Annotated in this window: 19 protein-coding genes and 1 pseudogene; 7 read left to right on the forward strand and 13 right to left on the reverse strand. The window is 60.6% G+C overall.

Going from position 1 to position 22,091, the window contains the following annotated elements:
* The first annotated feature begins 77 nt into the window (after positions 1-77).
* A complete protein-coding gene (locus VJ464_19645; GenBank protein ID HKQ07349.1) occupies positions 78-1,304 on the forward strand; it encodes a tetratricopeptide repeat protein in 1,227 nt (408 codons plus the stop codon).
* A 237-nt stretch (positions 1,305-1,541) separates the two neighbouring features.
* Here the strand turns inward: VJ464_19645 and dnaE are convergent, their stop codons facing one another.
* The 3 genes from dnaE to VJ464_19660 form a co-directional block, all read right to left on the reverse strand.
* Positions 1,542-5,045 carry a DNA polymerase III subunit alpha gene (dnaE, locus tag VJ464_19650; GenBank protein HKQ07350.1) on the reverse strand — a complete coding sequence of 1,168 codons (3,504 nt, stop codon included), beginning with the start codon at positions 5,043-5,045 and terminating at the stop codon, positions 1,542-1,544.
* Positions 5,046-5,366: 321 nt separating this feature from the next.
* Positions 5,367-7,244, reverse strand: a complete 1,878-nt coding sequence (locus VJ464_19655; GenBank protein HKQ07351.1) for an ABC-F family ATP-binding cassette domain-containing protein — start codon at positions 7,242-7,244, stop codon at positions 5,367-5,369.
* 129 nt (positions 7,245-7,373) lie between these two features.
* Positions 7,374-8,675: a SurA N-terminal domain-containing protein gene (locus tag VJ464_19660; GenBank protein ID HKQ07352.1), complete on the reverse strand. Its 1,302-nt coding sequence runs from the start codon at positions 8,673-8,675 to the stop codon at positions 7,374-7,376.
* A gap of 29 nt (positions 8,676-8,704) precedes the next feature.
* Here VJ464_19660 and rpmB point away from each other — a divergent pair, with 29 nt between their 5' ends.
* A complete protein-coding gene (gene rpmB, locus VJ464_19665) occupies positions 8,705-8,896 on the forward strand; it encodes a 50S ribosomal protein L28 (protein ID HKQ07353.1) in 192 nt (63 codons plus the stop codon).
* 129 nt (positions 8,897-9,025) lie between these two features.
* On the opposite strand, the gene VJ464_19670 is transcribed toward rpmB, so the two are convergent.
* Together VJ464_19670 and VJ464_19675 are read right to left on the reverse strand one after the other, a co-directional pair.
* Positions 9,026-9,406 (reverse strand): RidA family protein, encoded by a 381-nt coding sequence (locus VJ464_19670; GenBank protein ID HKQ07354.1) that lies wholly within the window; start codon positions 9,404-9,406, stop codon positions 9,026-9,028.
* Positions 9,407-9,556: 150 nt separating this feature from the next.
* Positions 9,557-10,405, reverse strand: a complete 849-nt coding sequence (locus VJ464_19675; GenBank protein ID HKQ07355.1) for a helix-turn-helix domain-containing protein — start codon at positions 10,403-10,405, stop codon at positions 9,557-9,559.
* A 331-nt stretch (positions 10,406-10,736) separates the two neighbouring features.
* Between VJ464_19675 and VJ464_19680 the strand changes: the two genes are divergently transcribed.
* From VJ464_19680 to VJ464_19690, 3 genes are all read left to right on the forward strand, one after another.
* Positions 10,737-11,765 carry a VWA domain-containing protein gene (locus VJ464_19680; GenBank protein ID HKQ07356.1) on the forward strand — a complete coding sequence of 343 codons (1,029 nt, stop codon included), beginning with the start codon at positions 10,737-10,739 and terminating at the stop codon, positions 11,763-11,765.
* A 201-nt stretch (positions 11,766-11,966) separates the two neighbouring features.
* Positions 11,967-13,016 carry a VWA domain-containing protein gene (locus VJ464_19685; protein ID HKQ07357.1) on the forward strand — a complete coding sequence of 350 codons (1,050 nt, stop codon included), beginning with the start codon at positions 11,967-11,969 and terminating at the stop codon, positions 13,014-13,016.
* A gap of 82 nt (positions 13,017-13,098) precedes the next feature.
* Positions 13,099-13,740, forward strand: a complete 642-nt coding sequence (locus tag VJ464_19690; protein ID HKQ07358.1) for a VCBS repeat-containing protein — start codon at positions 13,099-13,101, stop codon at positions 13,738-13,740.
* 560 nt (positions 13,741-14,300) lie between these two features.
* On the opposite strand, the gene VJ464_19695 is transcribed toward VJ464_19690, so the two are convergent.
* From VJ464_19695 to VJ464_19730, 8 genes and pseudogenes are all read right to left on the reverse strand, one after another.
* Entirely contained in the window at positions 14,301-14,444 is a 144-nt protein-coding gene (locus tag VJ464_19695) for a hypothetical protein (GenBank protein HKQ07359.1), read from the reverse strand.
* A 15-nt stretch (positions 14,445-14,459) separates the two neighbouring features.
* Positions 14,460-15,512 carry a S1/P1 nuclease gene (locus VJ464_19700; GenBank protein ID HKQ07360.1) on the reverse strand — a complete coding sequence of 351 codons (1,053 nt, stop codon included), beginning with the start codon at positions 15,510-15,512 and terminating at the stop codon, positions 14,460-14,462.
* A gap of 13 nt (positions 15,513-15,525) precedes the next feature.
* A complete protein-coding gene (locus tag VJ464_19705) occupies positions 15,526-15,849 on the reverse strand; it encodes a hypothetical protein (GenBank protein ID HKQ07361.1) in 324 nt (107 codons plus the stop codon).
* Positions 15,850-15,924: 75 nt separating this feature from the next.
* A complete protein-coding gene (locus VJ464_19710; GenBank protein ID HKQ07362.1) occupies positions 15,925-17,727 on the reverse strand; it encodes an aldehyde dehydrogenase family protein in 1,803 nt (600 codons plus the stop codon).
* A gap of 203 nt (positions 17,728-17,930) precedes the next feature.
* A pseudogene (locus tag VJ464_19715) lies at positions 17,931-18,194 on the reverse strand (BMC domain-containing protein).
* Between the two features lie 189 nt (positions 18,195-18,383).
* Positions 18,384-18,515 carry a hypothetical protein gene (locus VJ464_19720; protein HKQ07363.1) on the reverse strand — a complete coding sequence of 44 codons (132 nt, stop codon included), beginning with the start codon at positions 18,513-18,515 and terminating at the stop codon, positions 18,384-18,386.
* A gap of 120 nt (positions 18,516-18,635) precedes the next feature.
* Positions 18,636-19,628, reverse strand: coding sequence for a TIGR03557 family F420-dependent LLM class oxidoreductase (locus tag VJ464_19725; GenBank protein ID HKQ07364.1), 993 nt, complete (start codon positions 19,626-19,628; stop codon positions 18,636-18,638).
* A gap of 61 nt (positions 19,629-19,689) precedes the next feature.
* Positions 19,690-19,947, reverse strand: a complete 258-nt coding sequence (locus tag VJ464_19730) for a hypothetical protein (GenBank protein HKQ07365.1) — start codon at positions 19,945-19,947, stop codon at positions 19,690-19,692.
* Between the two features lie 394 nt (positions 19,948-20,341).
* Between VJ464_19730 and plsY the strand changes: the two genes are divergently transcribed.
* Positions 20,342-21,013, forward strand: coding sequence for a glycerol-3-phosphate 1-O-acyltransferase PlsY (gene plsY, locus VJ464_19735; protein HKQ07366.1), 672 nt, complete (start codon positions 20,342-20,344; stop codon positions 21,011-21,013).
* A complete protein-coding gene (locus tag VJ464_19740; protein HKQ07367.1) occupies positions 21,013-22,038 on the forward strand; it encodes an NAD(P)H-dependent glycerol-3-phosphate dehydrogenase in 1,026 nt (341 codons plus the stop codon). The genes plsY and VJ464_19740 overlap by 1 nt, the downstream gene beginning before the upstream one ends.
* Positions 22,039-22,091: the final 53 nt, after the last annotated feature.

Below are 22,091 nucleotides of genomic sequence, written 5' to 3' on the forward strand. Positions count from 1 at the left end.
AATAAGGAAATCGGCTCCGCCGCCGCTTTCATTCTGACTCCTGACTCCTGACTCCTTCTCTTTAAGGAGATTCAACGATGCGTGCAGTACCGATTCTACTCATATCATTGCTGGTGCTGGCTTCAGCCGGCACGGCACAACCGGCCGCGAGCGCGACGGCGAAACCAGCAGCCGTCAACGTCGCCGAGTTTGACCGCGTCCGCCAGGAAGGCAATGACGCGCTCTATAACATGGACTACGCGACGGCGCGCGAGCGCTATACGCAGATGACCAAACTTGCGCCCAACCACCCGGCGGGCTACGTCTATCTGGCCAACAACCTGTGGCTCGAGCTGTTGAACCAGAGTCGCCGGCTGACGACGTCGACCTACACCGGCGGCTCGTTTTACGAGCAGGATAAGGATGAGGATAAAGTTGACCCGAAGCGCGACCGCGAGTTCAGCGAGCTGATCAAACAGGCGCTCGCGGCAACGCAGGCGCGCTTGCGCGCTAACCCGAAAGATGCCGAGGCGCTCTACTATCAGGCGTCGGCTTATGGGTTGCGCGCCGGTTATGACACCACGGTCAAGCGCAGCTTCGTGCGCGCGATGGGCGATGCCAACGATTCGATTGCCATTCAAAAGAAAGTGCTAAAGGCCGATCCCGATTATGTTGACGCGTACATGAGCATCGGCCTCTACGAGTACGTGATTGACAGCCTGCCGTTCGGCTGGCGCTTGCTGGCGCGGGTCGCCGGCCTGAAAGGCTCGAAGCAGAAAGGTATCGAGCACCTTGAGCTGGTCACGCAGAAAGGTAAGTATGCCGCTGACGACGCCCGCGTGCTGCTGATCGGCATCTACACCAAGGAACACAAGCCGGAGCGCGCGCTGGAGATCATCAGCCAGCTTGCAGCGAAATACCCGCGCAATTACCTGTTCGGCATCGAGCGCGCGACGATGCTCTATCAGATGAAACGCGCCGACGAAGGCAGCGGCGTCTACGCCGAGCTGCTCAAAGACCCGCGCATCGCCGCGCAGGCTACGGACCTGGTTAATTATCAGTGGGGCGAGTCGCTGGTTGCGAGCGGCGATCATGCGGCGGCGCTTGAGCGGTTCAATGCCGTGGCGCGCTGGCCGAAGTCGGACGAGGATTTGATTTCGATGGCGCATCTACACGCCGGCCAGGCGCTCGACGCGCTCGGCAAACGCGAAGCGGCGGTGGCCGAGTATCAGATCGTCTTGAAGCGCGGCAATGTTTACGACTCGCACAAGCAGGCGATGCAGTACGTCAAGAAGCCTTATGCGCCGCAAGCGCAAAAGAGATGACCAGTCATTAGAATCGGCAAACGGGCCGGGAAGCCTTCGCCGCGATTCTTCAAAGGGAGGTGACAAGTGAGGCGAAGCTTTCCCGGCTATCTTAGACACCGGCCCGCCTCATTTGTTCCATTGGCTGTAGCGCAATCGCCAACGGCTCTAGTTGCCGTTGGCGATCATCACCAGATCGGTCGTCTGCCGCTTTATTTTTATCGATCAATGCCTGGCTGTTTGCTGCAAGCCGCGCGGCTAATGGGCGGCGCTGATGGCGCGTTGCAAGGCCAGCTCGACTGCCGCATCAGGCAGCGTCTTTTTGATCGCGTCCGTCAGCTCGGGCGTGACCCGCACGCGGACAAACTGATTCGGCTGAATCCGCGCCACCTGACCGTCATTCAACTCGACTTCAAACACGACGTTGCATTCGCCGCGATGGCTGTCGAGCAGGTGATGAAGCGATTCGAGCCGTTCGCTGGTGATGGCTTCGACGCCGAAGCGTATGATGATCGAGCGTGCCGCGCGCTCGCGGATGTTTTCGAGCGATTGAATCTCTTCGGCAATGATCGCCACCGAGCCGCCGTCATCAATTTCGAGCCGCCCTTTGACCAGCACCGCCGCATCATTCTTCAAGGCGCTTGCCGCTTTGCCGTAAGGTTCGGGCCAGACGACTACCTTGACTGTGCCGTACTGGTCTTCGAGCTGAAAGAGCGCAAAGCGGTCGCCCTTCTTCGTCATCTTCAAATTCATCTCCATGACGATGCCGCCGAGGGTGACGACCGCGCCGTGATGAAAGTTCGCCAACCGCTCCATATCGGCGTTGGCAAAATCGGCAAGCGCCTGATCGTAGCGCATCAGCGGGTGGCCGGAGATGTAAAAGCCCAGCGTCTCCTTTTCGCCCTTGAGCAGTTCGGTCTGCGCCCACGGCTCGGCCCGCGGCAGCAGCGGCTCGGCCATAGACATCGAGGCGGCGAGCGCGCCGAACAGATCAACCTGTCCGGAAGCGCGCGACTTCTGCGCCCGCTGGCCGCTCTCGACCGCCGCATCAATCGCCGCAAACATCTGCGCGCGGTTGTTGTTGATCGTGTCAAAGGCGCCCGACTTAATCAGGCTTTCAAGCACACGCTTATTGACGGCCTTTGAATCCACCCGCTCGGTAAAATCAAATAGCGAGCGGAACGCGCTGCCGCTTGAGCGTGCTTCGACGATGCAGGCAACCGCCGACTGGCCGATGCCTTTGATCGCCGCCAGCCCGAAGCGAATCGAGTTGCCGCTGGCCGTGAAGCTGTCGAAGCTGACGTTGACATCGGGCGGCAGGATTTCGATGCCTTGCGTGCGCGCTTCGTTGATGTACTTGACGACCTTGGCGGTGTTGTTCAATTCGTTCGACAACACGGCGGCCCAGAAGTGCGTCGGGTAGTGCGCCTTGAGAAATGCGGTCTGGTAAGCCAGATAGCCGTACGAAAAACTGTGGGCGCGGTTGAAGGCGTAATCGGCGAAGCCTTCGATGCTGGCCCAGAGCTTTTCGAGCTTATTCTTATCATGGCCGCGCTCCATCGCCTGTTTCAAGAATTTCTCTTTGTGCTTGTCCAGCTCTTCGCGCTTCTTCTTGCCCATAGCGCGGCGCACCAGGTCGGCCTCGCCGAGCGAGTAACCCGCGAGCCGCTGGAAGACCGCCATAATCTGCTCTTGATAGACCAGCACGCCGAGCGTATTGCCCATGACCTCTTTCATCTCGTCGAAGTCATACTTGACCTTCTTGCGTCCGTGGCGGCGGTCAATGAAATCATCAATCATGCCGCTGTCAATCGGGCCAGGCCGGTAGAGCGCGTTGAGCGCCGACAGGTCTTCCAATCCATCGGGCTTCAGGCGGCGGCAAATGTCTTTCATGCCGTCGGACTCAAACTGAAAGATCGCTTCGGTCTTGCCGTCGCAGAAGAGTTGCAGCGCCTCGCGGTCATCGAGCGGAATCTGCGTCAGGTCGAGCGGCTTGCCGGTTTCGCGCTCGATGGATTTCAATGCGTCGTCAATGATCGTCAGCGTCGTCAGCGCCAAAAAGTCCATCTTCAGCATGCCGGTCTTTTCGAGATCGCCCATGGCGTACTGCGTAGCGATTTCGTCGCGCGAGGTTTTCGCCACCGGCACCAGCTCGTAAAGCGGCTTCGGCGAAATCACCACGCCCGCCGCATGCACAGACGAATGGCGCGAGCAGCCTTCCAGTCGCTTGGCGATTTCGATGACCTCTTTGACGCGCGCGTCGGTGTCAATGGCGCGCTTCAAATCGGGGTTCTGCTTGATGGCGTCTTCGATAGAGACGTTGCGCCCGCGCACCGGCGGCGGGATCATCTTGGCGATCTTGTCCACCTCGGCGTAAGGCATCTCCAGCGCGCGGCCTACGTCTTTGATGGCCGCTTTCGAAGCCATCGTCCCGAAGGTCGAGATCATCGAGACGTGGTCGCGACCGTAGTAGTCGGCGACGTAATCGATCACTCGCTGCCGCCCGCGCACGCAGAAGTCAATATCGATGTCGGGCATAGATACGCGCTCAGGGTTTAAGAAGCGCTCGAACAGCAAATCGTATTGCAGCGGGTCGAGGTCGGTGATCTTCAGACAGTAAGCGACCAGCGAGCCTGCGGCCGAGCCGCGACCGGGGCCGACCGGAATCTGACTGCGCTTGGCATAGTTGATGAAGTCCCAGACGATCAGAAAATAGCCAGGGAAGCCCATCTTCGTGATGACCTCGATCTCCTGTTCAAGCCGCCGCTTGTAATCGTCGAGGTCGCACTTGCGGTCGGGGCGATTCTTGATCGCCTGCCATCGCTCTTCCAGCCCGGCGCGCGCCATGCGGGCAAAGTAGCTATCAATCGTCTCGCCATCGGGCACGCGGTAAACCGGCAGGTGGTTTTCGCCCTTCGGCAATTCCAGGTCGCACATCTCGGCTACGGCGACGGTGTTGAGCAGGGCTTCCGGCATGTCTTTGCCGAACAGCAGCCACATCTCTTTAGCCGAGCGGACGTAGAACTCGCCTTCTTTGTACTTGACGCCGCGCTTCTCGTTGACGGTTTTGCCGGCGCCGATGCAGACCAGGATGTCGTGCGCCCGCCAGTCGTCTTGATTCAGGTAATGGCAATCGTTGGTCGCCACCAGCGGGATGCCTGTGCGCTTCGACAGCTCGGCCATGCCGGGGATGACGGTCTTCACCTCTTCTTCAAGGCCGTGGTTTTGCACTTCGAGAAAGTAATTGCCCTTGCCGAGAATGTCTTGAAACTCCATCGCCTGCTTGGCCGCCTGCTCGAACTTGTCGGTGAGCAGCAGGGAAGAGGGCACGCCCGAAAGGCAGGCCGACAGCGCGACGATGCCTTCGCTGTGTTGGGCGAGCAATTCTTTATCGATGCGTGGCTTGTAGTAGTAGCCCTTCGTGAAGGCGAACGATGAGAGCTTGACGAGGTTTTGATAGCCCGCGAGGTTCTTCGCCAGCAGGATGATGTGATTCGTGCCGCGCTCGCCCTGCGCGTCGCCGCGGTCTGTGTGCTTGCCGCGCGCGATGTAGGCTTCCATGCCGATGATGGGCTTGATGCCCGTGCCTTTCATCTGATTGTAGAACGAGATGGCGCCATACATATTGCCGTGGTCGGTGACGGCGACGGCGCGCGCGCCGAGTTCCTGGGCGCGCTTGGCGAGCGGCTTGATCTGAATGGCACCGTCCAGCAGGCTGAAGTCGGAATGGAGATGGAGGTGGACGAAGTCTTTTTCGTTCATGGCATTCTTATGAAATTGGTAAGGCCCGCACGGCGTGGGGGACGCCGCTTGAGCGATGATTATTGGTGCCTGCGATTGACCTCTGAGGACGCAACCTGCACGTTACTCACTGCTTGTCTACGGGACGGCAGTGTAGCACAGGGCGGCGCGAAGTGTACACCACAAATTGTGGCGTTTTTCTTACGATGCCCAACATCTTGAACCGCAACGGTTACCCTGTGGAAATTATGTGGAAAAGCTGTGGAAGAAAATAGGCAGGGATGAGGGATGAGCAAAGAAGGCCGCGCAATGCGTTCTCTTTAACTCATCACTTTCAACTCCTCACTCATTACTGCCGGAGGCTTCCCATTCGCCGTAGAGTGATTCGAGCCGGGCTTGCAGGTCATGCTGGCGCTGGCCGATTTCGGCGTACTTCTCAGGCCCCCAGTCGGCTGCCGCGTTGGCGAGCTGTTCGCTCAAAGCGGCAAGGTCGCGCTCGCGCTCGTGAATCTCTTGCTCGATCTCTTCGATCTTGCGGCGGCGGGTTTTGGTTTGCGGGTTGGCGCGGGGCTTGGCGGTGGGTTTAGCCGAGCGCGCCTTCTGCGGCGCGGCGGCGGCGAGCGGCTTGCGGTGATGCTCGGCGTAGAAATCCGAATAGCTGCCGGTGTGGTAAACGGCCGCGCCGTTATCGAAGTGGAGGATTTCGGTCGCCAGCTTGTCGAGGAAGTAACGGTCGTGCGACACGGTGATGATCGTGCCGGGGTATTCCACAAGCGCTTGCTCCAGCGCCTCGCGCGCCGGGATGTCCAGATGGTTGGTCGGCTCGTCCAACACCAGCACGTTGGCCTGGCTGTAGATCAGCTTGGCCAGCGCCAGGCGGCTCTTCTCGCCGCCCGACAGTCCGGCGACCGGCTTGAAGATGTCGTCGCCGGTGAACAGGAAGCGGGCGAGATAGCCGCGCAGCTCGTTCGGCGTGGCGCGCGGCGCGGCGACGGCGATCTCTTCGATTACCGTTGATGAGAGGTCGAGGCTTTCAAGCTCTTGATCGAAGTACTCCATCTGCACATTCGCGCCCCAGGTGAAGCCGCCATCGAGCGGTTCAAGGTCGCCGATCAGGGTTTTCAAAAACGTCGTCTTGCCGGTGCCATTCGGCCCGATGATTCCCAGGCGCTCGCCGCGCCGCAGCAAGAAATTGATCTCTCGCGCCAGCGCCTTCTGCCCATAGCCAACCGCGAGGTCTGCGGCCGCCAGCACGTTATCGCCGGCGCGCGCCACGCCCTTGATGCCGAAGCTCGCCGTGCGGTCATCGCGCACCGCGTCGACGCGCTCAAGCTTTTCGAGCATCTTGCGGCGCGACTTGGCCTGCTTGGTCTTCTGCCCGGCGAGATTGCGGCGGATGAATTCTTCGGTGCGCGTGATCAGCTCTTGCTGCTGATCGTACTCGCGCTGCTGCACCAGCCGCCGCTCTTCGCGCTGTTTGACGTAAGCCGTGTAGTTGCCCGTATAAACCGTGGCGCGGCCCGCGTCAATCTCGATGATCTTTGCCGCCGTGCGGTCGAGCAGAAAACGGTCGTGCGAGATGATGACAAAGGCGCGCTTGTATTCGCCGAGAAAATCTTCGAGCCATTCGACGGCGTTAACGTCCAGGTGATTGGTCGGCTCGTCGAGCAGCAAGACATCCGGCTCTGACAACAGCAATTTGGTCAGCGCCAGCCGCGCCTTCTGACCGCCGCTCAACTGGTCGGCGGGCTGACTCAGCTCGCCGCTCTTAAAGCCCAGACCGATCAGCACCGATTCGGCGCGCGCTTGATAGGTAAAGCCGCCGTCGATCTCGTAACGGTGGCGCAGGTCGCTATAGTTGTGCATTACCGCTTCGAGCGCCGCGCCTTCACACTCGGCCATCGCATGTTCGAGTCGCGTCATCTCGGCTTCCATGTCTTGGATGGCGGCAAAGACCGACAGGGCTTCATCGCGAATGCTACGGTCACCGCTGAAGGTGGGTTGTTGGGCGAGCAAGCCGATGCGCAGACCGCGCAGCAGAATCACCTCGCCGCGGTCGGCTTCTTCGCGATGGGTCAGCAGGCGAAAGATCGTCGTCTTGCCGGCGCCGTTGCGGCCCACCAGGCCGACGCGCTCGCCGGGGTTGACTTGCAGGGTCACGCCGCGCAGCACTTCGTGCGCGCCATAGAATTTGTGAACGTCTTCGAGGCGGAACAACATGGCAGGAAGCAGGAGGCAGGAAGCAGGAGGCAGGAAACAGTAGGCGTCCTTTTAGCGAGAAGAAGAGTTGCTGCACTGGCTCAACTTCCTTCCGGACTGCCTCCTGCTTCCTGCCTCCTGCCTACTGGCTCATCGGTTGGCGTTCGCGGCAGCCGGGCGGTTGGCCGCGCCGCTGCCGGCAGCCGGGCGGTTGGCGTTGGCCGTCGCCTGGTTCTGATTCTCGAAGCGCGGCTGCGGCGGCGCGGTCGGCGCGGGCCGCGGCTGCGCCGGGTTCTGCGGCGTCTGGTTGAGCAATTCCGACGGCTTCATCTCGCTGATGATCTGCGGATTCTGGACAATGCGCTCGGCGAGATAGTTCTTGACGCCAGCTTCGTTGACCGCATTCAGCATCAGCGCGTTCAATAGAATGCCCTGGCGCTGCTGGGTGATGGCGTTGGTGATGTTGGCGCGCACGTCATCAAGCGAGAGGTTACGCGGCTGTTCGACCTTGTTATTGACTTTGATGATGTACCAGCGGTTCGAGCCGTTATCCTTGATCGGCTCGGTGTACTGGCCGGTGCTCATCGTCATCAATTTGCCGACCAAATCCGGGCGCGACGGGAAGATCTGCTTCAATTGATCTTCGGTGGCGAACCCGAGCGAGCCGCCACGCAAGGCGCTCTGGGCGTCTTCGCTGGCCTGCGAGGCCAGCGTCGCGAAGTCGGTGCCGCCACGCAGTTGCTCGTAGAGCCTTTTGATCTTCGTTTCGGCCTGGGTGTCGCCGATGGCGTCGTCCGCCGCGCCGTTGTTCTGCGGGTCGGTGGCGATCACCGCGAGGTCAACACCGCGCTCGGCGCGGAATTCGCTCTGATGGTCGCCGTAATACTTCTCGATTTCGGCAGTCGTTGGCTGGGCGACGCGGGCGTTCTGGGCGTCGCGCAGGGCGCTGATGGCCAGCTCGCGGCGGATCTTTTCGCGCACTTCCTCTTCGCTCAGGCCGGCGGCTTTGATCTGCGCCTGGTATTGATCTTCGGTGAGGTTGGCCTGCTGCTTGCGGCGCTGAATCTCTTGATTCACCTTGTTGTCGTCGGGCACCAGATTCTCTTTCTGCGCCCGCTGAAACAGGGCCTCATCCTGAATCAGGTTTTCAAGGGCGGCCAGCCGCGCCGCCACCAACTCTGCCGGCGTCAGCGAGTTGCCGCCGGCTTGATCGAGCTGTTGCTTGATGGCGCTGTCCACCTGTTTCATGGTGATTTCGCGCGAGCCCACCTTGGCGACGGCTTCGCTGTTGTCGGCCTTGCCGTTGCTTTTGCAGGCGGCGATAAACAGGGAAGTGAGGATAACGAGTGCTGCCAAAAGAGTCTTAAAGGACCTGAACACGAGATTGCTCCTTCGCAAAATTGAATTGACGGGACACTTCCCGACCGTGTTAAACTTTCGTTTTGCTTTCATGACAAAATTCTCATCGGAGGTGTAAGACCATGTCAAAACGGTGCGATGTCTGCGGCAAGGGACCGCAGTTCGGTCATCGCGTTTCTCACGCGAATAACCGCACGAACCGCCGCTTCAACCCGAACCTGCAAGCGGTGCGCGCGCTCGTCAGCGGCCGCGCCCAGCGCGTCCGCGTCTGTACGCGCTGCCTGAAGGCCGGCAAAATCGTCAAAGCCGCCTAGCTCGATTTTGGATTTTAGATTTTGGATTGAGGGAGAGGCACATTGAGTTGAAGCGTCCCCTTCGCCAATCCAAAATCCAAAATCGAAAAATCCAAAATTGAAACTTCCCACCCCTTTTCACTCCACCAGCTAATCAGCCAGAGCGATCAGGTCGATCTCGACGCGCACGTCGCGCGGCAGGCGTTTGACTTCGACGGTCGAGCGCGCCGGCGGCACCTCGGCGAAAAAGCTGCCATAGACTTCGTTCATGGCGGCAAATTCGTTCATGTCGGCCAGAAAGACCGTCGTCTTGACGACCCGCTCCATGCTGCTTCCCGCCGCTTCGAGTACGGCGGCCAGGTTACGCATCACCCGCTCGGTCTGCTCGCGGATGCCGCCATCAACGATCTGCATCGTCGCCGGGTCGAAGGCGACCTGCCCCGAAGTGAAGACGAAGCCGCCGGCCTTGACGGCCTGCGAGTATGGGCCGATGGCTTGCGGCGCGCGGTCGGTCTGAATGCGGTCTTTCACCTTGTCTGACTCCACATGGATGAGAATCTAATACCCCGTTGAAATTGCAAATTATCTCAGATGCGCCGGTGCTTGTCCACACGCCGATAGGCCGGGCCGCTATGGAAACGTGCGCTCGCTGTCGCGCATGGCTAGGGCGACAGAGGCGGCTCACTGGAAGTAGGTTTGCAGGTTGTCGCGTGTGACCGTGAGTTTTGCGCCCCAGTTCGGCGTGCCTTCGGGGAAGCGCGCCTCGCGGTTGTTGATGCTCATCTTGACGGCGGGGCGGTTGCCGATGCTCAAGCGGACTTGATTCTGCGCCGGCGGCAGCGATTGCGACTCGCCTTTCTTGAGGGTCACATCGGAAGGCTTTTGCGCATCATCAATCCAGTAGCGGATCGAGCAGTTGTCTACCGTCGCCTCGAACTTCACGACCAGCGGCTCGCCTGCCACGGCGGGCGGCGCTGAACCTGATGCGCCGTTTGATGCGGGCGGCGGGTTGCTTGCCGGGTTGCTCTGCGTGTTGCTGTTGGCTGGCGCGCTGTTGGCGCGTGACGGGCTCTCAGGCGACGTGCGATTCAACTGGCGGACGAGGGCCAGCACGATGATGATGATGAAGATGGCGATGCCGCCACCGATGACAATCGTCGTCCAGTTGATTTGTGGGCCGGTCGGCTTATAAGTCACCGGCTCGGCGCGGCGTGTTGCGGGGCGGCTGACCGGGCGTGAGGGTTCGATAATCGTTTTCGGGCGCGACTCGATCTGCGGCGGCGCTTCAGCCGCGCCGCCCGCGGTCTGCTGCTGGTAGAGAGCAATCGCTTCATCTTCGTCCATGCCGACTTGCTTGGCGAAGGAACGGATGAACGAGCGCGTGAAGATGCCGCCGGGTAGCACCCCGTAATTGTCCGCTTCGATGGCTTTCAAGAAACGGGTGCCGATGCGCGTCGCTTCCGAAATATCGTTCAGCGCGATCTGACGCTCTTCGCGCCTGCGTTTGAGTTCTTCGCCCAGTGTCGGCATAGTCGCCGAGCGACCTCTCTTGTCCAGCAAAATCCGAGGGGGATTAAAACAACCTCATCTTAGAAAAACCCTTTTGCACTGTCAAGCAAAGCCTCTGATTTACAAACTCACGCTTGCTTGTCAATAGGATTGGGATTAGAATGAGAGCGTCTATGTGGGCGATTGAAGGGCGGGGCGGAAGTACAGCACTTGGAAGGTCGTTCTGACCGGCCACCGTTTCTGTCAGGCAACCTATTAAAATTCGCGGGCGACAGCGCATGCCGCCTGATGCCGAATCAATCAACGCTCCAGAGGCCGGGCACACCGGCCCACTCTGCCGGAGGGCAAAGCCATGAGAGGTAGATTAGCGTGCGCCTTCCTGATCGTGTTCCTGTTCTTGTCATTGGCGCCGTTCGACCGTGCGATTGCACAGAAGGAGAGTAAAAACTCTCCGGCGCAGGCGACTGCCGATGCTAAAGAGGCGGCCAAAACCGACGACGACAAAGCCGCGCCCAAGCCTGCCGACCTGAAGACCGGCCCGAACGGCCAGATCTTCCTGGGCACCGGCGTCGTCAACGTCCTGGTCAGCGTCACCGATACCTACGGACGGTTTGTGACCGGCCTGACGCAGGATCACTTCGACCTCTTCGACGACAAGGTCAAGCAGCACATCCACCACTTCACCGACGAAGATGCGCCGATCTCGGTCGGCATCGTCTACGATGTGTCGGGATCGATGAAGGATCGCATTATGCGCTCGATCAAAGCGCTGCGCCGCTTCATGGAGACCTCGCACGAAGACGACGACTTCTTCCTTATCGGCTTCAATGACCGCGCCAAGCTAGTGCAGGATTTCACCACCTCAAGCGAGCAGGTCGTCGGCCACCTGATGTTCGTCAACCCCAAAGGCTCGACCGCGCTTTATGACGCCGCCTATCTGGCGGTCGAGAAGGTCGCGCAGGGGCGGCATCAGAAGAAAGCCCTGCTGATTATCTCTGACGGCCAGGACAACAACAGCCGCTACACTTACAAAGAGCTGCGCAATCGCGTCAAAGAAGCCGACGTGCAGATCTATGCTATCGGCATCACCGACCCGGCTTCAGACTCCCTGGCCGGTTACGGCCGCGGCGTGCTCGAAGAGATTTCGCGTATGACGGGCGGGCGCTCATTCTTCCCGAACGCCTACAACGAGCCGGAATTGGTCGAAATCTGCACACGCATTGCGCTTGAGCTGCGGCACCAGTACTCCATCGGCTATTACCCGTCGGATATGACGAGCGACGCCAAGTGGCATAAGGTGATGGTCAAGGTGAACCCCCCGAAAGGGCTTGGCCGGCTGTCGCTGTCTTACAGAGACGGCTATCAATCGTTCAAGAAATAAACGGCGCGTCCCGGCCGCCCGTCGAGCGTTCGACGGCGGCCGGGCGCGGTCTCGCTGCCAGCCTTAAAGTTCGACTCCGCTCACCTGCTTTCGGCAACCGATGTGACGGTCGCGCGCATCCCAGACCAGGCAGCGAAGGGAAGGCGCTCGCCGCCGGCATCACTGTTTCCAAACCCACATCGCGCGGAGTAGAATTTGCCTATGAAAGCTGTACAGACCCGATTGCTCGCCGTGAGCCTCGCATGGCTCGTGCTGCTCGTCGGTTCGTTCGCTAACGTCTCGGCGGCTGACGACCAGGAGAAGCCGAACAAGCCGACCCTCAACAAGCCGCAACACCCCGACCCGAAAGAGAAAGAGGCGGAAGGCCAGGACGATCAGGGTGTCATCCGCCTGGGCACCGACCTGGTCTTGCTCGACGTGACGGTCGTCGATCAGTCGAATAAGCCAGTCATGGACTTGAAGCAGGACAACTTTCAGGTCTTTGAAGACAAGCTGCCGCAGAAGATCGATTTCTTCAGCAAAGAGCAGGTGCCTGTGTCGCTGGTCTTCGCCATAGACACTTCCGGCTCGATGCGCTCGAAGCTCGACACGGTGATTAAAGCCTCGGTCAACCTCGTCAAAGAGACGCGCAAGGATGACGAGATGGCGGTCATCGAGTTTAAAGACCAGCCCGAGTTGCTCGAAGAGTTCACCGCAGACACCGCCGACGTCATCGATACGCTGCAAAGCCTGGTCGCCTCGCGCCAGACCGCCATGCTCGACGCGCTCTATGTCGGCGCCGATTACGCCAGCAAGGAAGGCAAGAACCGCCGCAAGGCCATCATCCTGGTGACCGACGGATTGGACAAAGACAGCTACTACAAGTTCAACGAAGTGGTTGACCACCTGCGCGAAACCGATGTGCAGATTTACCTGATCGGTTTCATCAGCGACCTGGACGGCGACCGCGGCCTGTTCCGCAAGAGCGACAAGGACAAGGCCGAAACGCTCTTGAAGAAGCTGGCCGATGACACAGGCGGGCGCGCCTTCTTCCCGCGCGAGCTGTCTGAAGTTCACACCATCGCGCAGCAGATTTCGACCGATCTGCGCACGCAGTACTCAATCGGTTACTACCCGACAAACAACAAGAAGGACGGCGCCTTCCACCCGATCCGCGTCGCGGTCAATGCCGGCGACCGCCACATCGTCGCGCGCACGCGTAACGGGCGCACGGCGCCGCGCGAAGGTGGCGCTGCCGCGGTCAACAAATGACGTGTGTGGCTTGAAATGCTGCCTGTGCGGCGGCGAAAACAGTGATTGCGTTAAGCGAATCAAGGCGCTATAGTCTACGACGGTGAATCCAACGCGCTCAAAGATTGCCGGATTGCTGGTGGCGCTGCTGGTGCTGGCGGCGCTGCCATTCAGCGCCGCGCCATCGGCGAGCGCCGATACGGCAATCGATCCGGCCCTGCGTTTCGGTCAGACCCTCGTGCTGGCCGATTTCAATAACAACGGCGACCTTGATCGCGCGCGCCTCGCCGGCACGGGAGCGCGGCGCAGCGTTGAGATTCGCCTGGCGATGGCCGACGCCAGCTCCTGGCTTCACTTCGAGGCGTTGAACGCCGCGCCCGGCACGCTCCTCTCCAAAGACCTCGATAACGACGGCGACGCCGACCTGATCTGGACAGACCTGCTGCATGCGGAAGCCGTTGTCGTCTGGCTCGGTGACGGCACGGGCCGATTCGCGCGCGTTTGCGCCGACGAGTTTGCGCCCGACTTTTTGCCCGGTCGCTTTAATCTATCGCTGCCCGACGAAGACAACCGCGAGCAGGCGTCTGACGACGAAACCAATTCGCCGGTTGCGCTCGAAGTCAACAGCCCGTGTGCGCCGCCCGGTGCGCCGGCCTTGCTTGATTGCCCGCATGAATCGCGCGTCCTGCCTGACGGCGTGATGCGCCGCCCGACCAGCCGTGGCCCACCTGCCATTCGCATCTGACTCGCCTTCGCGTGAATGCGCGGCACGCTGGCTGTCCTCTGGACAGCCGCTGCAAATCATTCATCGCATCCGTTTCGTGCTTTCCGTTTGCTGAATGAACTCCCCGCATTCACGGCGACTCTCCATGCGTCTACCGCATGTCTGGGGAAGCTGGCTGTTGCGGGCTAACGGGATCAGCAAAGCTTGCTTGGGATCGAACCAACAGGGTTGCGGGGATCGCAGTGGCAGCAGAATTGTGGCGGCCTCTGCTTGCCCGAACTGATCGTCGGCCTGATGATCTCTATCCTTAGGATCAGGGGAGAGACCACGGGATGCCTCATCACGCTGCGTAGGTTCGGGCAAGCGGGGGCCGCTCATAGCGGCCAGTGATCTTGAAACGCGGCGGGTTGCCGCCGCGCTGAATTGAATGACCATCGCCTTGATCGCCGGCGTCGCAGGCTGTTGGCGCTGGCCGGTCGCACGGGAATCGGTCGACCAACCTTGGCAGGGACGAAGACGGCACCGAGAGCCTCGCCTTTCTTGCGGTCTCTGCCACGACTCCTCCTTGGCCATTCCCGGCTTCACGCTGTCGCTGACGGCTTGCGACGCGGGCGATCAAGGGGCACGGAAAATGATGAATGAGAAATGATGAATGATGAATGATGAATGGGGGAGACAAATTCCACCGCAATGGGCGCTGGCTCCGCCACTTCATCATTCATCATTCATACTTCATCATTTCAGTTGGATGGGATGTCTTTGTCGAAAATCTCGTTGAGGATTCGCGCCAGCCGCACGCCTCCCCTTTGCAACTGCTTTTCAACAACCGGCATGTTATCGGTGAAGTACTTCTCGTCCAGCACGACGATGTCTACAGGCTGGCCCTGCACAATCTTCTGAAAGCCGCGGGTCGAGGTCTTAACCGTCTTCGAAGGCAAGTGGTAAGCGCCGCTTTTCGCCAGCTCGTGCGCGGCTTCGGCCCAGGCAATGACGTTTTCCGCATGCCCCGACTCGATGTGTGCGGCTTTCAGTTGCGCATAGTCGCGCTCGGCCTGGCTGAGCTTGTCGAATAGCGCCTTGGCGTAAAAGTTATCTGTCTGCTTGTTCTGCGGCATCAGCATGATGTTGCGGGTGACCAGGTAGTCGTCCCAGACCGAGTGCAGATTCCAGACGTTGTCATAGGCGTACTTCGGCTCGCCTTCCCAGGTGACCGCGACGTTGTTGCCGCCGGCGTCGTGATTGCGCTCGGCGGCGTGCAGCGGCTGATGAATGTCGCCGAGGAAGTGGACCAGGAAGCTCAGCGCGTCGTTGAGCTTGCGCTTCTGCTCGTCGCCGTTCGAGTCGAACGCCCTCTTAGTCGAGCGGTTCAGGATGTCGCGAAAATCTTCGATGGCCGGGATGATGCAGTCGCCGTAGCGCGTCGAGCGGCAGTAGTCCGCATGCGGATCGTACTTGTCCTTGTCGTAGGGAATGTCAACGAAGTGCCACACTGCCGTCTCCGGCCTGTATTCGGATTTACACCCCGCCGCGCCCGGTATGACACAGCCCTTGCCGGCGCTTTTAATCTGGTCGGGCCAGGTCGCTACTTCGATGATCTTCCGGCCCTGCAAAACGGCCAGCACGTTCTTCTGGGCGCGCGGCGTCAGCAGCAGGTAGGCGATGAGCGCCGTGACCCGGTGCCCGTCGCCGCTCCATGCCGCCGCTTTGCCCGGCATCAGGGTGATTAAACAGACCAGCGTAATCAGGCAAGCCAGTCCCCGCGTCAGCCGCCTGCTTCGATTCATCAGCATCATCTTGGCGTCCTCCTTATTTTCGGCGTTTGAAATAATAGACCGGGCCGCCCGGCGCGCCCGATACCGACACCAGCTCCCAGCCTTTCGCTCCGAGCTTGTCCATTTGCTGCTCGACGACAAAGTCTTCACGGCTAAAGCCGACCGACTCTTTGCGCAGGCTCGAATTGCCGGACGGCGTCAGGTTGGTCTGGGGGCCTGTGACCACCAGATATTCCCACTGCTCCTGTGTGACGGCGTCGCTTTCGCCGCCCGCCCGTTGCGCCCGCGCCGTCTTGATGACGACCAGCACACTGGCCAGCAGAATCAGCGCCACAAGAACAAATGTAATTCGCTTCATAAATCCTCCTTAGTGGCAGGAAACCTGAAAAGCTAGTATCCGATACCTGATAGATGGCTGTGGGCTGTGCCGGCATTAGCCGCGGGCGAAAATTTCATGCTCTTCGCCGAGGTCACGGGCTGCCGGCGTGATGATCGTCCGGGCGTTGACGTGTATCTTTTCACGCGCGGTGATGGCGCGGCGCACGTCGTCTTCGCAAACAAAGTCGTAAACTGCCGGCTTGACCGCGCCATTGCCTGACGCGGCGACGGGAGGCGTGGCCTGTGGTGGCGGCGGCGGCGGCGCGGGCGGCTCAGGCAGACCTGCCTGACGTGATGCGGCCCACTGGCCGCCTGACGGCGCGGCCGGTGGTGGCGGCACAGGCAACGCAGACGGCACGGGCGGCGGCGTCGCATGCGTGTGAGCCGGGGTGTGAGCCGGCGCGTGGCGCTCGGCAAGAAAGCGATCTACCAGCGAAGCGATGGCGGCGCGATCAACTGTCAAAGGCTGTGCGGGCCGCGCCGCCGCGCGCTCGGTGGCTGCCGGTTGATTGATCGGCTTGGTCTCAAACGCGATGCGCTTGACGTCCATCAAGTGGCGCGGCGAGATGTTGTCGGAAGTGACGTTGCCACCCCACGAGCCGCACCCCAGGGTCATCGAAGGCTCAAGGTCGGTCGTAAAGCCAATGGCGCCATGCGTGGACGGGCTGTTGACGATGACGCGCGACACAGGCATGCGGATGCCGTATTCTTTGGCCGCCTCGCGGCTGCCTGTGTGAACCGAAGCCGTGTGTCCCATACCGCCATAGCGCAGGATCTGCGCGCAACGCTCGCTGCCTTGCTCCAGGTTATCAACGACGTAGTAGGCGAGGATCGGCGACAGCTTCTCCATCGACAGCGGGTGATCGCGCCCGACGCCGTCCAGCTCGCAGATCAGCACGCGTGTTCCGTCGGGCACACGGAGGCCGGCCATCTCGGCAATCGCCTTGACGCTGCGGCCTACGATCTTCGGGTTGAGCGTGTTGGTCGCAGTCGCCACGACTCTGGCCAGCGCCGCCTTCTCTTCGGCGTTTAAGAAGTACGCGCCCTCGGCAAGCAGGCGTTCGCGCACCTGCGCTTCAACCGCGCGCTCGGTGACAATCGCCTGCTCCGACGAACAGATGGTGCCGTTGTCGAACGTCTTGCCGGTGAGAATATCTTTAACCGCTTTGGTGACATTGGCCGAGCGCTCGATCATGGCCGGCACGTTGCCGGGGCCGACGCCGAACGCCGGCTTGCCCGACGAGTAAGCCGCGCGCACCAGGCCGATGCCGCCGGTCGCCAGGATCACCGCCGTGCGCTTGTGCTTCATCAACTCCTGTGTGCCTTCGATGGTCGCCACCGTCATGCAGGAAATCGCGCCGGGCGGCAGTCCCGCGGCTTCGCCGGCGGCGCGCATGACTTGCGCCGTTTCGTTGATCGAGTTGGCCGCCGAAGGGTGCGGGCTTAAGACGACCGCGTCACGCGCTTTGACCGACACCAGGATTTTGAAGATGGCCGTTGAGGTCGGATTGGTCGAAGGGATGATGGCAGCGACGACGCCGCGCGGCGAAGCGACTTCGACAATCGTTTCGGTCTGCTTGAGAATGCCGACGGTGCGCATCGGCTTGATGAAGTTGTAAATTTGCTCGGCGGAGAAGCGATTCTTGATCGCCTTGTCGGCAGCGACGCCGAAGCCGGTTTCGAGGTGTGCCATCTCGCCGAGCCGATACGCGTCGGCGAGCGCCGCCCGCGCCATCGCCGCGACGATGCCATCAATCTTCTCCTGCGAAAACGTGGCCAGCGTCTTTTGCGCTTGCGAAGCCCGCTCGACCAGCTCGCGCGCCTGCTCGACCGATTGCGATGCCTTGTCGCTACTCATAACTTAGTTACCGGTCGCCGGTTGCCGGTTTATGAGCTGACCAACCCGCGACCAACTGGGAACCACTAACTGGCAACTGACAATTACTTCACGCGATCTTTGTTGCCGGATTGCAGCGAGCGTTTGCCGTCTTCCTGTGAGCCGGCGGGGAGTTGCTTTTGATCCGCGCCGCCGAGCTGTTTGGCGCCGAGGCCGTTGGCGTCGAGCACCTGTTCGAGCTCGCGGTGCGGGCGCGGAATGACGTGGACGCTGACCAGTTCGCCGACGCGGCGGGCAGCGGCAGCGCCGGCATCGGTCGCGGCTTTGACCGCGCCGACATCGCCGCGCACAAAGACGGTGACGTAACCGCCGCCGATGTATTCGCGGCCAACCAGCACCACATTGGCGGCTTTGCTCATGGCATCGGCGGCTTCGACAGCGCCGACGAAGCCTTTGGTCTCGATCATTCCGAGCGCTTCCGTGTTCATAAGGACACCCTCCGAGTAAAGCTATTCAACCTGATTGTGAGCGCGAGATAAGGCGAGATAGCAATGGCTCACTTGAGAGTTGAAACTAACAAACCGGCAGGGGCGCGTCAAGCAAGCCGACATCAGCATGGTCTGCTCAATTTTAAACGGCTACCGACCTACAATTTTTTTACGGCTGAATGTCTCCACTCAATCTTGTAAGAGGCCATCAGTTTTAAGTTCGGCAATCAAATCAGCGTGCGTAACCGTTTCTTCCTCGCGGCGTTCGGCAACCGCAGCCAGGTCTTCAAGGTCTTCAAGGTCTTCAAGAGCCTTTAACATGCGTTCATTATATCTTGGTCCCGTAACAAAGGGTGGATCAACTGGCCAGTGCTTGCTGGGAATTAGGTTGAGAGAACGATGCGGGTGGCCACGACGGTTACCGCCCGCATCGCCTGAATGTTACTTGCCGCTGCTGGTTGAAGTGCGGCGCGATAGCCCGGCGATCTTCGGGATGATCTCCTGTTCGTAAAACTTCATGAAGCCCTCTTGATCCGGGCCGACCTGATGCACATAGACGTGATCAAAGCCGGCGTCGGCGAACTCCCGAATCTTCTCCAGGTGGCGCTCGGCTTCGGGGCCGCAGGTGATGGCCTCGGCGACATCTTCTTCCCTGACCATCTTCGCCGCCTGCTCGAAGAACTTCGGTGTCGGTAGTTCCTGAGACAGCTCGCCGCGCACGGCGGCATTCGGCCACCACTCGTAAGCCGTGCGGACGGCCTGCTCTTCATCCTGCGCCCAGCAGACGGTCAATTGGCCATACTTCGGCTTACCCTGGCCGCCGGCCTCTTCAAACTTTTGCACGATCTCTTTTTCGGGCGCGGTGCTGACCAGCCCGTCGGCGATGCGCCCGGCGGTCTGCGCCGCTTTCGGCCCCGAGGCGGCATAGATGATCGGCGGCGGCTCGTCGGGCAGCGTGTAGATGCGCGCGTTTTCGACATCGTAGAAGTCACCGCGGAAGCTGACCTCTTCGCCTTCCCAGAGCAGGCGGATCAACTCGACGGCCTCTTCGAGACGCTCGTCGCGCTCATCGTGTGGCGGCCACTTGTCGCCGAGAATGTGCTCGTTGAGCGCTTCGCCGGTGCCGACGCCGAGAAAGAAGCGGCCCGGCATCATGGCCGCCGAGGTCGCCGCTGCCTGGGCGATGATCGCCGGGTGAATGCGAAACGTCGGGCAGGTTACGCCGGTTCCCAGCCGCAGCTTTTCGGTGACCTGACTGATGCCGCCAATCACATTCCAGACGAAAGGGCTCTGGCCCTGCTTGTCTATCCACGGGTGAAAGTGATCCGAGATCAGCGCGAAGGTAAAGCCCGATTCTTCGGCGCGGCGCGCATTACGGATCAGGTCGTTGGCAGTATGCTCTTCGCTCGACAATGCATATCCGATTTCCAGCATCGATGATCGCTTCCTCTCATTAGCCTGTTTGCTCACAAGCGTCGTTCGCAGGTTGGCTAGATCAATGGATTCTCCGCTCACGGTTGCGCGGTCCGAATAGGGCGATGGCAAATGCCGAGAGCACCAGCAGCGCCAGCAGCGCTACCCAAAGCGGGCGCGGCAAGACTCCCGACAGCCCAACAAAGCCCCAGATGACAATCCATAAAGCCACCAGCGCGACGAACCAGTTTTTCTGTAGCCCGCGGCTGCGCGCGTCATGCTCGTAGGCGTGACGCAATCTGGCCATCTCTTTCTTGTCGTTCATCATTTCAGTTTGCATAACTCCCTCCATTTCGTTGACCGCTGACCGACGCAAGCCATCGCTCGGCGGTCGGTTCTAAACGGCCTCTTCGCCCTTTGATAAGATTGCAAACGTGTCCCAGCCAAATATTCACACTGTCTGACAACGCCTGAGACTGTTTTGCAACCAAGCAGCCGGCGCGCGCTGCTCGGATGAATTCCATTCGCTTCCTTTATGCAAGCGGCTGTCGGCCTTTATCTGAACGCGCAGCCGCCTTTCTCGTGTGTGCATAGACCAACCCCTGTTTTCTTACGCACAGACTGTGCCATCACCATTTCTCATTTTCCTTGCGTGTCTGATATATTCACGGCGCAACCGGGGCGCGTATCCGGCGCGATGGGTTTCCTTCCACGACGAAACGGAGAGTGAATTGATGTTGCTGAGAGCCGCGTGTGTCGTCAGTGCTTACTTGCTCGGTTCCGTTCCGTTCGGCTACCTGCTGATCAAGTACGTCTTCACGCGAGGCGAAGACGTGCGCCGCATCGGTTCGGGCGGCATCGGTGCGACCAACGTTTCGCGGCGCGCCGGCTGGCGTGGCGGCCTGCTCACCTACGCGCTCGACGTCGCTAAAGGCGCGGCTGCGGTTTTGCTGATGTGCCAGGTCGAGCCCGCCGATTATCTCTGGGTCGGCGCGGCAGCCATCGCCGCCATCGTCGGCCACATCTTCCCGGCCTTTCTTAAATTCAAAGGCGGCAAAGGCGTCGCCACCGGCGTCGGCGTCTTTCTGGTGCTAGCGCCCTACGCGGTGTTGACGACGCTGGGCTTATGGCTGCTGATCGTCTACCTCTGGCGCTACGTCTCGCTCGGCTCGATCATCGCGACCGCCGCGGTGCCGCTCTGGGTGTGGTTGTATTATGGATTACTCTTGCCGGACAGCCCGCAACATGGGCATCTGACGGCGCTGATCGTCATCGCCATCGCCGGCTGCGCCTTGATCGTTGCCAAGCATCACGAGAACATCAGCCGCTTGCTAGCGGGCCGCGAAAATAAGATCGGCATGCGGGTTTCGTCGTCGGACGCGGCGGCGGGCGGAGGCCGGGGTTAATGTCCGCCGAACCCGTGACAACGGAATCACAGCAGGTCGCCGTCATTGGCGCGGGCAGTTGGGGGACGGCGCTCGCGTTAGTCGCGGCGCGCAACCGCCACGCGGTTCGCTTGTGGGCGCGCGAACCGGAAGTCGCCCATCAGATCAACGCCACACACCGCAATCCATATTACTTGACCGATATCGAGTTGCCTGAAAACCTGCACGCCACCGATTCGCTCGCCGAAGCATTGGACGGCGCTGGCTTCGTCCTCATCGTCGTGCCTTCGCATGCGACGCGCCAGGTCGTCGAGCAGATGCGGTCTTACTTGAGCGTTCAACAAACACTCGTCAGCGCCACCAAGGGCATCGAGAACGTGACGCTGATGCGCATGGACGAAGTCATCGTTGATGTCCTTAAAGAGCGATTCGCGCCACGCTTCGCGGCGTTGTCGGGGCCGAGCTTTGCGCGCGAAGTGGCCGGCGGCGACCCGACGGCGATTGTCGCGGCGAGCCGCGAGCCGCAAGCGAGCGAAGCCGTACAGCGCCTGTTGAGCGCCAACGTCTTTCGGGTCTACACGAACTCGGATGTGATCGGCGTCGAGCTGGGCGGCGCGGTCAAGAACGTCGTGGCGATTGGCTCAGGCGTGGTGCGCGGCTTAGGGATGGGGACGAACACGGTGGCGGCCATCATCACGCGCGGGCTGGCCGAGATGACGCGGCTGGCGCTGGCGCAAGGGGCGCGGGTTGAAACCCTTGCCGGACTTGCAGGGCTCGGCGACCTGGTGTTGACCTGTACGGGCGAGCTGTCGCGCAACCGCCGCGTCGGGGTTGAGTTGGGGAGGGGCCGGAAGCTTACGGAGATCGTCGGCGAGATGCGCGAAGTCGCCGAAGGCGTGAAGACGACGCGGGCGATTTATGAGCTAGGCAAACGCTTGAATATCGATATGCCGATCACCGCCAGCATCCATGCGCTACTTTATGAAGACAAACCGGCCATTGAAGCCGCCAACGAGTTGATGGGCCGCCCGCTCAAGAGGGAATAGGGGCAGGAGGCAGTTGCCAGTTATCAGTTGTCAGTTGATTCCCTAGCTCCGTT

It is taken from the genome of Blastocatellia bacterium (genome assembly GCA_035275065.1).
Lineage (GTDB): Bacteria > Acidobacteriota > Blastocatellia > UBA7656 > UBA7656 > DATENM01.